The sequence below is a fragment of the Lachnoclostridium sp. Marseille-P6806 genome (genome assembly GCF_964238185.1).
GTDB lineage: Bacteria > Bacillota > Clostridia > Lachnospirales > Lachnospiraceae > Brotaphodocola.
On the sequence record NZ_CAXSLG010000013.1, the window covers coordinates 19,983 to 34,626 of the forward strand.

13 protein-coding genes are annotated in these 14,644 nt (G+C 45.3%); all 13 read right to left on the minus strand.

Annotated features, from left to right (window positions below):
• Window positions 1-3: 3 nt before the first annotated feature.
• Window positions 4-825 carry an alpha/beta hydrolase gene (locus ACESON_RS14470; RefSeq protein WP_177958253.1) on the minus strand — a complete coding sequence of 274 codons (822 nt, stop codon included), beginning with the start codon at window positions 823-825 and terminating at the stop codon, window positions 4-6.
• Between the two features lie 18 nt (window positions 826-843).
• Window positions 844-2,151, minus strand: coding sequence for a 2-hydroxycarboxylate transporter family protein (locus ACESON_RS14475; RefSeq protein ID WP_177958252.1), 1,308 nt, complete (start codon window positions 2,149-2,151; stop codon window positions 844-846).
• A gap of 242 nt (window positions 2,152-2,393) precedes the next feature.
• Window positions 2,394-3,332 carry a LysR family transcriptional regulator gene (locus ACESON_RS14480; protein ID WP_177958251.1) on the minus strand — a complete coding sequence of 313 codons (939 nt, stop codon included), beginning with the start codon at window positions 3,330-3,332 and terminating at the stop codon, window positions 2,394-2,396.
• A 68-nt stretch (window positions 3,333-3,400) separates the two neighbouring features.
• Entirely contained in the window at window positions 3,401-4,522 is a 1,122-nt protein-coding gene (locus ACESON_RS14485; protein WP_373110627.1) for a hypothetical protein, read from the minus strand.
• Entirely contained in the window at window positions 4,519-5,766 is a 1,248-nt protein-coding gene (locus tag ACESON_RS14490) for an ABC transporter permease (RefSeq protein ID WP_373110628.1), read from the minus strand. Before ACESON_RS14490 ends, ACESON_RS14485 begins: the two co-directional genes overlap by 4 nt.
• 40 nt (window positions 5,767-5,806) lie before the next feature.
• Complete coding sequence (locus tag ACESON_RS14495; RefSeq protein ID WP_373110630.1) at window positions 5,807-7,720, minus strand: zinc ribbon domain-containing protein; 1,914 nt, start codon at window positions 7,718-7,720, stop codon at window positions 5,807-5,809.
• Window positions 7,721-7,740: 20 nt separating this feature from the next.
• Window positions 7,741-8,463, minus strand: a complete 723-nt coding sequence (locus ACESON_RS14500) for an ABC transporter ATP-binding protein (RefSeq protein WP_373110632.1) — start codon at window positions 8,461-8,463, stop codon at window positions 7,741-7,743.
• A gap of 124 nt (window positions 8,464-8,587) precedes the next feature.
• Window positions 8,588-10,927 (minus strand): YARHG domain-containing protein, encoded by a 2,340-nt coding sequence (locus tag ACESON_RS14505; protein WP_373110633.1) that lies wholly within the window; start codon window positions 10,925-10,927, stop codon window positions 8,588-8,590.
• Window positions 10,928-11,154: 227 nt separating this feature from the next.
• Complete coding sequence (locus ACESON_RS14510; RefSeq protein WP_177958089.1) at window positions 11,155-11,739, minus strand: hypothetical protein; 585 nt, start codon at window positions 11,737-11,739, stop codon at window positions 11,155-11,157.
• An 18-nt stretch (window positions 11,740-11,757) separates the two neighbouring features.
• Complete coding sequence (locus tag ACESON_RS14515; RefSeq protein ID WP_373110635.1) at window positions 11,758-12,201, minus strand: MarR family winged helix-turn-helix transcriptional regulator; 444 nt, start codon at window positions 12,199-12,201, stop codon at window positions 11,758-11,760.
• Between the two features lie 112 nt (window positions 12,202-12,313).
• On the minus strand, window positions 12,314-12,835 hold the full coding sequence (locus ACESON_RS14520) for a nucleoside recognition domain-containing protein (protein ID WP_177958090.1): 522 nt from the start codon (window positions 12,833-12,835) through the stop codon (window positions 12,314-12,316).
• Complete coding sequence (locus tag ACESON_RS14525) at window positions 12,832-13,416, minus strand: nucleoside recognition domain-containing protein (RefSeq protein WP_177958091.1); 585 nt, start codon at window positions 13,414-13,416, stop codon at window positions 12,832-12,834. Before ACESON_RS14525 ends, ACESON_RS14520 begins: the two co-directional genes overlap by 4 nt.
• Before the next feature lie 63 nt (window positions 13,417-13,479).
• The gene (locus tag ACESON_RS14530; protein WP_177958092.1) at window positions 13,480-14,595 is read right to left on the minus strand and encodes a nitronate monooxygenase; all 1,116 of its coding nucleotides are present in this window, start codon (window positions 14,593-14,595) and stop codon (window positions 13,480-13,482) included.
• Window positions 14,596-14,644: the final 49 nt, after the last annotated feature.

Here is a 14,644-nt window from a genome sequence, read left to right on the forward strand (position 1 = left end):
AATTTATAAATTTCCTATGAAAAATTCCTGCGCAGTTCGCACCCGTTCACGCTCTCCTCCTTCATGTCCAAAACCAGGAAGAATTTGAAGCTCTGTTTTTACCCCCCAGTCTTCAAGGTTTTTCTGAAGACTTTTCATTCTCTCTACACGGTTTGTACCGTATGGGGAGTCCCCTATAAACTTTGTATCATTTTCTCCGACAGTAATCTGAACTGGTATTTGTTTCACTGCCTCAATATCCACAGATTTTCCAAAATATTCTTTAAAATCTCTAACTCCCCAAAAGTAATCTTCATTCAGATCGAGAAAAGTCGGGCGCCCCGGAGCGCCAATAGAAACAGCCAGCAGCCGCTCTGGATGAGCAAACAGAAACCTGTTGGTAAACTGTCCGCCTCCAGAATGTCCAAAAAGGAAAAAACGCTCTGTATGGATACCGGGATATCGGTTTGCCATATCTTCTACCATATCCAGTAAAATTTGATCATACCGGATTCCATCACATGATAAAAGTTTGTAGCTGTTAAAATCATCATGATCAATCAATCCGCCGGGAAACAACGGCGCCAGAATTGCGATATGATTCTGATCTGCTAATTCCTTAGCTTCTCGAATATAATCTTCTACCGCACAGCCGGTTCCATGAATAATTACCATCAAACGGTAATCTGGATTTTTTTCGTCATAATAACTATCCGGAAGATGAGCCCAATAGGAAAACCTCTGGTCTGCAGGACAATACCACAGCATATTCAGATATGCATTTCCAAATAGATTTTTTTGTTGTTCCAATGTTAAATTGGATACTAATGGATTTTTCCCTTCCATGAAATTCTACCTCCAATTTTACAAAAATCGTCCAAAGAAGAAACTTGCTACAACAAGCATGATTGCTCCTCCGATTCTAGATGAAATCTGAGCATATGACATCATTTCCATGCGGTTAGCTGCACCAAGACATTGAACGTCGCCTGAGCCTCCGCCATTAGCCATACAAAGACCTGCTGTAAGCATAGCCTCTACCGGATAGAAGTGGAGCAGTCTGCCCACAATAAAAGTTCCCAACATCGCTCCGATAACGGTTACTACAATAATAAGAAGGTTTGCTGGATTGGTAAAAACTTTTGCATAATCACTTAAATTTGTTCCGATCCCTACAGTAATCATTAAGGGGAAGGACATATACTTAACAAAAAACATCTGCATTCCCTTAGCTCCAGCCTTGATATTTGCCGGAAGAATATTGGAAATGTTAAGAGCAGCCATAAGAATAACCATAAATGCGAAGGTATGAATGGAAAAACCAAGATCCAGGCGGTTATTTACAATGGAAATATGCTTGGAATAAAGGTCTGCCATTGAAAAACAACAAAGACCAAGAGCTAATCCAGTAGCATAGTCCGCTATAGTCGGTTTTACTTCTTCCGTTTTTGCTGCTGCATTTTCTATTCCGCGCATAAGCTGACCGTTTCCAGTCCAAGAAGGCTTCGCCTGCCCCAATTTATTCAATAAAGCACTCATGAAAACAGCCACAAGATTTCCCAGACTGATAATTGCAAATGCTGATGCATACCATGCAGAACCATCACCACCAGTAGCGGCTTCCCACATACGGCTCATGGGCTGGATGCCTGCGCCATTTCCACCGCCCATAACAGGAATCGCGTAAGTTGTAATTGCATCAATCGCTCCAACTCCGGTAATCGCACCGACAATACCTGCAAGTCCCAAAGCTCCTGCTACACCTGCAAGAATCGTCGGAATATATCCTGCAAAAGATTTTATTAACATCTTACGATCAACGGATAAAACGGATCCTGTAATTAAAACCATTATGTATAGATCAAGGAATCCTGTTGATCCATTAAAATTATTCAGAGCTTCTTTCGCACCCTCTCCAATCAAATTAAATGTATTCATAGCGCCAGCCATCAGACAGGTGAAAAGCATTCCGCCTCCAAACCAGCTGTTCCAAATCGGAATGTGATCTCCAATCCATCCCAGCATAGTTCCAACGATCAATGCAAAGCCCAATGCTCCAATCATATTAGACAGCATCCAATCTTTTGAAGCTAAAAAAATCATAATAATGTTCAAGACCAAAAACATCCAGAGTGGAAAACCAAGAACTTTCGTATTTTTTAACTTTTCCATAACAACCTCCTGAAATTTTATTTTCACGTTACATTTACCGGTAAATATTATGGCTATATTATATAATAATCATTGTAATGCGTTCAAGTTTTTGGTTATTCTGTATATGGTTTGCTTTTATAACTGTTTGGAATCAAACTATATCTGTCTAAAAAAAGCCTGCTTTTCAGCAAGCTTTTTTATGCAATACAGAAGAAGGCTTCCAATATTACTCATTTTTTTATTCTAAACCGGAATAACGCCTATTCCAATTTGGTATTACGAAATCTCTGTCCTACCATAAAACGCCAAAATTCCTGGGCCTCTTTAGGAAGAATACGTCCCTTTTTTCTAGCAACAATAACATAACGGTAAATACCTTCTTCTTTTAACATACCATAAACTACCTGGTCAGTATGCTCTGCCTTCATTACAGTAATCCTTGGAACCAGGACAATTCCACCTCCTCCGCAGGCTATCGCGTAGCGGGTGTCCACATAATCAATCCGTAATGGAGCCGTGGGCCGGATTCTAAATTTTTTTAAGAATGCACACTCCGCATAATAAAGACTGTGTTCCGGTGTAGATAAGATATAACGAAGAGCGGGAGAGCGGAATTTTTCAGCTTCGATAAGCACCGGATGAAATAGATTTGAGCCTGTAGTATCTATACCCGAAAGAAGTTCATTGCCGATTGGGATTACGAATACTAACGGATCCTCCTCCAAAGGCATATATTCTATTTGCCCCGACATGACAGGATCTGTATAAATAGCCAAATCTACACTTTCCTCTTCCAAAGCTTTTTCACATTCTTCCGCACTCATATCCAGATACTCTAAAGATGTTTCTGGATAACATTTTAAAAAATCTGCTGTATGTACGCCTGCATAGTGTCCGCCTCGATGAGTGGTTGCCACTCGGACTGGCCTGACCGGCATTTTATTTGCTTGAGCAAGACTACAATTCAGTTCCTTTTCTAATTCCTGATATTTAACAGCAAATTCTAAAAAAATTTTCCCTTTTTCTGTAACCGTCAACGGCGAATGGCTGCGATCAAATATCTTAAATCCCAGTTCAGATTCTAACTTCCCCAGTTGTTTTGTCAGAGCTGGCTGCGACATGAATAATTGCCTCGCAGCTCCGGAGATGCTCTTACTGTCTGCAACAGCAAGGATATATGAAAATACATTCGTATCCATTGCGCCCTCCTTGTGTCATTTTTTCTTGTTACTTGTTGAAAAGAATAGAGGCTAAGGTAAAATTTCTCCTAAAAACACTGCAGGTAATACCAGGGCAGAAACAACCGTCCCAGCCACCCTGCTGCCGGAAAATACCTGCTGATATCTGCCAAAACAGGACAAAAGATCAAACTTCCCATAAGAAAAAACGGAATCAGACAGCAAAGAATTTCCGGTTTTTTCCACATCAGTCCCAGCAGCCGGGAAAACAGAACAACTGCCAGCCCATAAGCGGCCATGATTCCCGCTTCCGCTGCAAGACCTGAGATTCCAGAAAAATTCTCCTCTCCCAGCCAGGTAGCCGCCAGTGCTGAAACTGCTGCCAAAAATACCGGGGCGGCCTGGGCAGTCAGCCTGCACCAGCCTCTTTTTCGTCTGTCTATCCATACATACAGATTTCTCCGTTCATCCTCTGCTCCAATGACTGAACCATAAATTCCTGTTACAAATACATACACAGCCGCAAGTCCTCTTACTGGAAATACCCCTTCCATTCCGGCTTTTCTGCCTGAAGCTTCCTGTTGTATTCCCACGATAGAATTCAGAGTTTCATATTCAAATTGAAAAATTCCTCCATTTTCCATCCAAATATTATAATACTCACCGGCCTGAAAGGCAAGCTGTTCTCTTTGTTCCCCTCCAGCTTCTCCTGCAAAAGAAAAACCACGGCCATTTTCCACATAATTTTCTAAAACCTCGCGGTTATACACAGATGCCAGTTCTGCAAATACCACCTCTGTGGATAATTCTGCCGTTGTTGTGGATGGCGCAGAAAAAACACGGATACTTCGTTTATAACTGCCCTCTTCCATCCGCTTTCCCAAATCTGCTGCCACTGCATATCCACATTCCGCTTTTCGGGACGCCACCTGTTCTTTGATTTCTTCTGCAGATTCACACCGGTAAAACAGAAACATACTCTCGCCGGATGCCCTGCTTTTTTCCGTAAGCGCCTGCACCAGCCCCTCTGCCAAAGCATCACCGGAATCAGATTCCACGCACACTGCAATCCGAATCCTGTTGTCTCCGCTTTTTTCCAGATTTCCTATCCACCAGGCCCCTGCCGGAAGGCAAAGAAGAATAAGCACAAAAGAAAAACGGCGCAGATATCGTTTACAGGAAAGAAAAAACCACATAAAGATCTGTCTCATTTTTCCCTCACCTCCAGCGCATAACTTCCGGCAAAAAACACCGCAAACATAAGAATCAGCCGGAACACTGCTGAAAAATTCCAGACTCCGCTTACTGCTGTTTTCATTACATCCATCAAAATTCCTGAAGGAAGAAACGGCGCCAGCTTTCGGACTGCTCCAGGAAGAAACACCAGAGGAAGAAAACCACCTGCCAGGAAATGCTGTGCTGCCGCTGTCAAAAATAAAAGCATCATTCCTCCAAGCAGACTTCCAGATGCCTCAAACAAAAACACTGCCAAAACCGCCGCCCCTGCACAGACAGAGCATATGCAAATCATCTGCCGCAAAAGATCAAACAACTGATTTCCACTTATTTTTCCTGTAAAAATCTCTCCCTCTAACAGCCCATATATCAGCCACATCGGAACCGCTGCCAAAATAAACAGATAACCAAGCCCTGCCACTCTGGCCAGAACTCTCTTTCCCCCTCCAATCCCTGCCCGAGTCAACTGGCTTTTCATTGCCTCATTCCATGGCATCAAATAGCCTGATACAGGAATTGCCATCAAAAGCAGTGCCAAAATAAAACCGCTGATGCCATAATAAGAAACCATATCCAAATCTCCGGTTGCTGAAACCTTCTGGGCCAGAAAATAATCCTCTCTGGCAAGGCTGTAGGACAGATATATTTCATTCAAATCCTGTTCGGAACAGGCAATCGCCTCCTGACTTTCCTCCGGAGAAAGCCCCATGCTTTCACCTTTCGTCTGAATCACCTGATCCCCGGCGTAAATTCCTGCCTGAGCTGAGCCAAGGATTGCTGCTCCTGCCTCTGTCAGCTCCCGGAAAATACGGCCCTCTACTGAAGCTTTCCCTGGAAACACCACGCGGACAGGAAGATTGGTCCCATCCATAATGCTTTCTACCAGACCCTCCGGAATTTTCATAACTGCATAAAATTCTCCGTTTTTCAATCCCTCTTCCGCTGTTTTCCCATCCACAGTAACAAAATCGCAGAGACTGCTTACACTTTCCAAAGACGCGGCCATAGACATGGCTTTTCCAGCCAGTCTGTCATTTTCCGGAAGAACAACGCCAATGGAAATTCTCTCAGAAACCCTGTCTCCATATGCCAGACGGCCTGTGAGGAAGGCGGCCGTCCCTGCCAGAATCAGCAGGGCAGCCATACCAAGATACAGATATCCAAGCCGTTTCAGAGCCCGTTTTACTTCTAACTGAATCAATATGAAATAGGACTTCATTTTCTGTAAACTCCCGCCGTCTTCTATTTTACCTCTATGCCTACTGTATACCTGCAAGCTGAGACATCAGTCCGAAAATATTCCCGTATACCTCCATCATAATCTCTCCCCAGTCCTCTTCTGTTGCTGCCAGCACATCCAGCTCCTCTCCCTCCAGAGGCAATACTTCTTCCGAAAGAGGACCGTATCCCAGCTCACCGCTGAAATTCATGGTAATTCCTTCTGCCTCAACAGACAAGGAGTCTATATCTGCATAGATAGATTTTCCTTTCTCCAGCTCTGTCACCATGCCAGACCCGTGAATCTTTATCGGCTGCATTTCTGGAACAAGAAGTTCCATATCCAGCTGGCAGGATCCACTCTCCGTTATGTAAGTACCAGATGCATTCATTGTAATATTTCCATCTGAGGAAAGAACAGACACCGTATGATCGCTGTCCAGCTGCTCCCCGTCATAGCTTTCCTCTTTTTCATACAGAATATCCGTTGTCGCGCCCTCTGACGTAATGCTGAGACGTCCGTTCATATTCTCTGTCAGGTAGCTTCCACCATGAAGATCCAGAGCAAAATCAATCTGCGCCTCTCTTTTCTCCTTTACAGCCTCATCTGTATTTGCTCCGCTGCCCTCGCCTGTTCCTTTCGCCGCATCACTGCTGTCTCCTGTCCCGGCTTCTTCATTTGTCGGTTCCGATTCTGCTGCTTCCATATCTGCTTCCACAACTGTTGTTGTTCCTGTCAGGCTGGCAAGCCGTCCTTTCGGATCTACATAAACCGTCATATCCACATCCTGAAGAGACTGTTCCAGAATCTGAATCATCCAGTCTGTCTGCTCTTTGACTTCATCATAACTCTGCTGCAGCATTTCCTCTGCGGAGGGAAGATCTCCAGCCGCCATTGCTCCAGAAAACAGCTCTGTCATAGATACGCTCAGTCTCAGCTGATCCAGATATTGCTCTTTCAGTTCCTCATCATTCAGGAAAAAATCCGAGGATGTACGGAGAAATGCAATCAGAGAATCCTTGCTGATCTGTACATGGTATCCTTTACAAACGGTCTCCTTTCCATCTACCAAAAAGCTTCCTTTTTCTGCTTTCTCTACCATCATCGCCTGCTGAAAACTTTCCTTCGCCTTACAGCCCTTTTGATACCTGTCCAAAAGTCCTGGAAAATCAAGCTGTCCCTTTGCGGTTCCATTTTCCGGCTTTTTCATCATCTCCTGCACCAGCTCTGCCAGCTGCTCTGTATCCACTCCAGATGCCTCCAGATAGGGAGCCACCGTTGGAGAATTTTTCAAACTGTCCCCCAGGCTGTCATTTATTTTCAGAGTAAAAACACGATCCACCAGCTCTGGTACAGCTGCCATAAACACCTGATCTCCATAATAGAACTGGAGTTCTGCCAGATCCATATGATTATAATTCAGAGCCATTTCTGCTCTTGATTTCCAGTTTTCCAAATCTGCCTTTGAGCGGATCTCCAAGCCAGCTCCTGTCAGCATCTCCATTCCCGGTTGAGAACAGCCGTCTATCTGCATTCGAAAAATACTTTCACAGTTGACCTTTCCATAATTTTCCAAAAATTCCCTTAAACCAAATATTTCCTCTGCCCCGGTTATCTGATTATCAGAATTTACGCTTTCGAAAGCTGCAATCACCGTTTTTTTCGGATCCTCCATCAGCCGCGGTACTACTGCAATTCCAATTCCCACTGCTGCCACTGCCGCAGCCACACCGATCATCATTTTCCCGGACTTCTTTTTCTCGGGCTTCTTTTTCTCGGGCTCCGGACTTTCGGAAACTGCCTGCTCTGATGCTGCCAACCCATCCGTCGTATCTGACGTCCCTTTTGTTTCCTCCTTCAGGGCATTTGTCTCCACAGTCTCTGTTTCCTGACCACATACACGGCAGATCTTTTCATTTTCCTGTAGTTCAGCTCCGCATTTCATACACTTCATACACATTTCCTCCATTGTTTTTATGGTACCTCTCTCTGTTTCAGCTCCTGAGTATCTGCAAAAGTCCCGTTTTTAAAGCACTTAATCAGTTCCATTTCTGATAATCCGCCGGGAACTGATTCCATGTGCCCGTCCCGCAGCACATACAATTCTGTACACAGGCTTAGCTCCGCCATCTCATGAGATGTTAAAAGAATCGTTCCCCCAAGCCTTCTGTACTGCTCCAGATAATCTCGAATCACGGCCTTGCATTCTAAATCAAGCGCCGCCCCCGGCTCATCTAAAATCAATACAGAAGCATGATTAGACAGGGCACAGGCAATACTCAGCCTTTTTTTCATTCCGCCAGACAACGTGCAAACCGTCTTTTTCAGCATCTGATCCACTCCCAGCATTGCAGCTGGCCCGGAGATGAGATCCTTTTCCAGCTCCTTTTTGCTGCCCCGGTACCAAAGCCTCAGATTATCTCTCACAGTCAGTTCCTCTATCAGCGGATTTTCCTGAGGAACGTAAGCTGCTGCCTGAGAAAAAATCTTTGGATTGCTCACAGCTTCCTGGCTATCAAATAAAATCCTTCCCCCATCTGGTTTCCTTGCTCCGGCAAGAATAGACAAAAGCGTTGTTTTCCCACATCCGTTTCCTCCCACAATGCCCACACAGGTGCCTGGCTTTGCTGAAAATGATATCTTTCTTAATACCGGATGATGCCCGTATGATTTTTCCAGATCGCAAACCTCAAGCATTGCCTTTCTCGCCCCCTTCCCAGAAATTATTCTGAATTTTCTACACTTTATGCTATCACTATACTGTTTTTTCAATTCTTATGCAATGGATGTAAGAAAATTGTATGAATTTCAATACATTCACTTATTCTCTTTTACCCTGTTCCTTCTGAATCAGCACCACATTTGCTTTTTCATATTGATTAAAAACACTTTCATCAAATGCGGAAGCTTCCACTGTACCGTGATACCAGGACTTACCTTCAAAGTATATCTGCAGATCCTGATCCTGAAATCTGCGGCCATGACGGGCATAAATCTCATTTTTTGCCAGCCGCAGGGCATCATCTGACAGATTCAGCAGCTCTGACTCCTTTAAATACACCTGATGGCTGTTCGGGAAAATATATTCTCCCCCATCATAAGAAGCTGTCTTAGAATCAATCTGGAATGTTTTTATAATCTCTTCTATTTGATTCTGCAGTCTGGCATACTCTTCTCGAATGGACTCATCTTCCCAGTAATAACACACATCTGTAGGCTTACAAAGCAGATACACATAGGGACCATCTGTGCCTAACACACGACTTTCTGGTACATCAATGTAAGAACCGTCATCATAAATAACTATGGAAAATATCATCCCATCCCCCATCTTTTCATAAGAGCTTTTCTGATAATAGATCCGTCCGCCATTCTCTCTCTCTTCTTCCACAATCAACTCTAACCATTCATCTGGAATATCAATAGAAAATGCTGGGGGAGATAAACGCTCTGTTTCTTCTTCATTTTCTACCTGAAGCCGCCCGGCTGCCCCGGCTTCCCCGGCTTCCCCCTCTGTCTGAACCGCCTCGGCTGTACTGGCTTCCCTCTCTATCTGAATCTCCCCGGCTGTACTGGCTTCCCCCTCTGTCTGAATCTCTCCGGCTGTCTGACTTTCCGCCTCTGCCATATCCACTGTAACTGCTCCAAAAGCCAGCTCCTGGTTTACCCAAACGCCAATCATTAAAGCCAGAATCACACCTGCAGCTGCTCCAATTCCCGCTCTGAGAATTCTCTCCTGTTTCCTGAATCGCTCCAGTATGCCTGCCTCCTTCTCACATCTCTGCCCCGGCATGGCGTAATTTTTCATAAGCTCCGCCACTTCCCGGTTTTCAGAACTGAAGCTCATAAGCTGACATTCCAGCTCCTGCGCCTCTTCTTCCTTTCCCATTTCCAGATATATCATCCTCAGTTGATTATAAATCCAGGGCCAGGTTCCAGGCTCCTTACTCATCTGGAGATACTGTCTCCCTGCCCTGCAGGCATCCTCCAGCCTGTGTTCCTCCAAGGCAAGTTTCATTTCCAGCCCCTTTGCATAAATCCGTTCTGCCTGTCGCTTTGTAAAAGAAGGCTTCTGAGCCTGAATCTGCTTCTGAAAGTCCTTCTCCGCCTTCGCTTCCTCCATATTTCCCATAAATTCCAGGCATACTGAACGCACCCTGCTCTCCTGAAGACGAAGATACTGGTTTTTACACGGCCAGGTTCTCCAGCAATTTGATATCAGCAAAGCCGCCTCAAACCTTCCGGCCCTTTGAAATCCCAGCGCTGCGTGATACAAAAGCACCTGTCTTTCCCTCTGCATACAGGATCCACAGGCAGCCGCCATCAGATTCGCATATGCAGCCGTAAGCGGTCTTGTCTCCTGCTGCAGCAGTGTCTGCAGGCTTCTTTTTCTCCGTCTCACAATATATGCCCATGGAATCATAATGAGATACAGAAAAGCCATCATGACATAAGAGCTTCCCCGGCAGCTTCCTGATTTCATTATTAGCATATACACCATAATCAGTATGTCTCCGCCAAAGATGATACAAAACGCAGCCTCCTCCAGCGCAGCCCGTTTTTCATACATATGGAAAAGCTGCTCTCCCATTTTCCATGCTGATACGTCTCCTGGCAAACTGTTTTGATAAATCTGATTTGCCACAGACTCTGCTGCAGATCTATATTTTCCTCTTTTTCTCTCATATAAAAACAAAATTAAAAATAAAGTCTCAAACACTGTGGCCAGAAGATATATCCATTTCAAAGTTTTTTTCTCAAATCTGACAGTCAACGGTATTCCTGTTTTCTGCCAGTTTCTTATTTTCCAGCTTCCCTTCTCCTGGTCGTCCACACAGCTCACAAGAATCTCCTGCCTGGTTCCCACTGATTCTTTTGGAATCGTTCCCTGGATTATCCATCCGGTCATCCCTTCCTTTTGCATTTTTTCCTGCTTGAGCTTCAATCCATCCGTCAATGAAGCAATATCCAGCTGAGGATTAGAGGAAGTCACCTCCAGCTGGAATGCAGTATCAAACGGCTGCACAGAAATATCTATTATATGCCAATTTTCCCCTGTTATTACATATAACCGCAATATTATCAAAATCATCAGCACATAGACCGCCGGAACTGTCAGCCACCAACGACTGATTTTTATACACCTGTTTTTTTCTTTCACTTTTCTTCCCCCTTCTTCCTGCCTTAATCTTTGCATAACTGTTACACCTGAAATGATAAAAGAGCCGCCACAAAACGCAGTGAAGTCATTTTAACTTCGTCTGCGCCTTGCAGCCGCTCCCTGTCAATCAACTTATTGGTAACTGCTCAAAACGAGCCATCTTCTTGTCCGGCAAGGCCGAACAAGAAACATCAGAGATTGCTCCCGCCGTCCTGAATAGTTACCATTTATTTCCCTGCATCCTCGAAGGTCATGTTCTCTCCCAGAGTCTGACCATCTGCTGTTACAGTCAGATAAACCAGCTTCATATTCTCAATAAAGGTATTTGCTACAGCCTGCAGCTTCATCTCTGCCTGATCCCCCTCCGGGAACTGTGACAGCTCCAGCGTGCCGTATTCCTTTGTATCATTTTCAATCTTAAAGCCTGGAATCTTCACAACACCAGGGCCAACCTCTTCACTTGCCGGTGTACCCTCTGCCGTAAAGGATACTGCCTTTGTTCCCTCATCAAGAACGTTATACTGAATCAGCAGATCCACCAGCGCCTGAGCATCCAGTGTCTCTACACCTTCCATGGTGCCTTCCAGCTTGGAACCGTCCTCGCTGACTGTATATATCGAAATAATATCCAGATCCGGTGCGTCCAGATCCGGTGTCTTATCTGTTACAACGCCAGGCCCCTGAGTACTCTTGGGAACTGCCATATCAGAATTCTGTACCTCGCCAACCTTATGCTTTTCCATAGTCGGCGTACATGCTGCCAGTGACAAAACCATCATGGCACCAATAAAACACATGACTGCCTTTTTCATAATTGAAAGTGCCTCCTTCTAATTCTCCTCAGTTCTGCGGAACCATCGTTCCAGCTTCGCAAGTGCTTTTACCAGACTTTCTGTCTCATCCTCAGTCAGATTTTCCAGCACAGCTTCGATCATCTGCCGATGAAACTCTTCATGATGGCGGTAAGCCCGCAGCCCTTTTTCCGACAGAGAAATATAAACCACTCGCCGATCCTCTTTTCCTCTTTCCCGGATCACATAACCCTTTTTCACAAGGCTGTTCATGGCTATGGTCAGAGTTCCTACTGTCACAGAAAGCAGCTTGGCTATGGTTGACATATTCTTAGGCTCTCCCACTCCGATGGCCTCGATCACATGCATATCATTGTTTGTTATATCCTGATATTCCTGAGTAATAATCGCCTGTTCCTCCAGTTCCATAATATCACGGAACAGATTCACCAGAACATCGTTCAATGCTGCATAAGTATCCACATTTTCTCCTTATCGCACATGAAGGCAAAAAGTCTCTTCATGATTATACATGATTTCTATTTGTTCGACAACCTGCTATTTATTAGGAAATTCTTACAGGGTTGTGTTTTTTTTATGAAAAACCCAAAGTCAGCCATATGCTGACCGCCACTCCCACACCTGTGGCAAATAAAGCTCCTGCCAGGGCATACCGGGTTTTTCTTACATTGACAGAACCAAAGTATACACTGAGACAGTAAAAAACCGTCTCTGTGCAGCTCATCATAACAGAAGCACACATTCCCAGAGGGGAATCCGGACCTGCCTTTTCAAACAGATCCAACAGAAGCCCTGTGGCAGCCGAGTTGGATACCAGACGCACCAGCGTAACAGGAACCAGTTCTGTCGGCAAGTGCAGCCACCCAGCCGGGATAGAAAGCCACTGTCCCAGAGTCTCCAATAGGCCAGAGCTTCTCAGAACACCTACAGCAATCATAAGTCCCACAAACACCGGAAGCAGTCCGGCTGCCGTTTTCATTCCTGACGCAGCTCCCTCTAAAAAATCATCAAATACCGGCCGTCCTGACAACAGACCAAAACCTATAATGTAACAGACTGTCAACGGAATCAGAATCTGGGAAATCCACAGGATCATAGACCTTTCCTCCCAGATATCCATTCCGCAATTTTACAGAATATAACAGCTGCCAGTGTAGAACAGCCTGTCGCAATCAACGCAGGCCCTACCACAGCTGCCGGAGCCGCGGAGTGATACTGACTGCGGTAGGCAATCATAGAAACAGGAATCAGCTGCAGAGATGACACATTGAGAACCAGAAAGGTACACATGGCATTGCTTGCCTCTCCCCTGCTTTCCTTTGCCAGCGCCTTCATAGCCTCCAGTCCGGCCGGAGTAGCCGCCATGCCCACCCCCAGCATATTTGCTGCCAGATTGACAGCCAAAGGCTTTCTGGCCGGATGTCCGTCCTTTACATCAGGAAACAGAAAATCCAGCAAAGGACCCATTTTTCCCGTAAACCAGTCAATCAGTCCGGCATTCATTCCTACCTGAAGAATTCCGCACCAAAAAGACATGATTCCCAGCATGGTAAGGGCCAGAGACACCGCCGCCCCTGCAGAATCAATGAGGCTCTGGGTAACCGCACTTAAATTGCCATTTGCAGCTCCCCAGAGCACCCCCGCAAGAATCATAAAGCTCCATATATTATTTAACATCTTCCTGTCTCTTCCCAGCTTCCTTGCTTTCAGTCTATGGAAATAACAGGCTTTTTATGTCTGTCAGACAGGCTCTCCTGCCAGATCCTTTATTACAGCCTCAACCGTTTCAATTTTCTCGGCACGGCTGGCATTGGTGCCGCAGAAAAGCAGAGCCTGATCAAGAACTCCTTCTGCTGCGTTGGACAGGGCCTTTGTAATACAGTAAGGAATGCTGGCCGGATTACAGTGCTCCAGACACTGATAGCAGTGAGAAATCTTTGCATTTTCTCCCTTGGCCTTTCTTTCCTCTACCTGCTCCAGAAAATGGTTCCTGATTGCTCGTCCCGGCATTCCCACCGGACTCTGCGTAATCACAATATCCTCTTCCTTCGCATCAATATAGGACTGCTTGTAGCACATAGGAGCATCACACTCCTCTGTTGTTACAAAACGGGTTGCCACCTGAACCCCGTCTGCCCCCAGCTCCAGCGCGTGAAGAACATCCTGATGCGTGTAAATTCCTCCGGCAACCGCTACAGGAATATGCGTTTCATACTTATCTTCATAGGTCTTTACAACCTTCATAATTCCGCGGATTTCCTCATCGTAGGCATCCTGGCTGTAGGTTTCAGAAACATGAGCCGTATCTGCCCCGTACTGAGCCAGCTGCTCTCTGGAAAAGCCCAGATGGCCGCCTGCCAGAGGCCCCTCAATCACCAGGAGATCAGGAATTCTGTGAAACTTCCGATCCCACATTTTACAGATCACCATAGCTGATTTTGCCGTAGAAACAATCGGGGCAATTTTTGTTTTTGCTCCCTCTGTCAGCTCCGGCAGTGTTACAGGCAGTCCTGCGCCGGAAATAATAATATCAGCTCCAGCCTTGATTGCCTCCTTCACATACAGCGCATAGTTTTTTGTTGCCACCATAATATTGAATCCGATAATTCCATTAGGCGCAATCGCTCTGGCCTTATCAAATTCCGTTTTAATTGCCTTTAAATTGGCTTCCAGAGGCGCCTTTAAAAAGTCCGGATCCTGAAATCCAATCTGAGCAGTGGAAATAATTCCGATTCCTCCGGCCTTAGCCACGGCTCCGGCCAGAGAGGAAAGGCTGATTCCGACCCCCATTCCTCCCTGAATAATCGGGTATTTCGCTATCAGTTCACCTATTTTCAATGGTTTTAATATACTCATTCCTATCTCCTGAATCTGTTCTCCAAAGCTGTATCTCAAACAGAGGAGG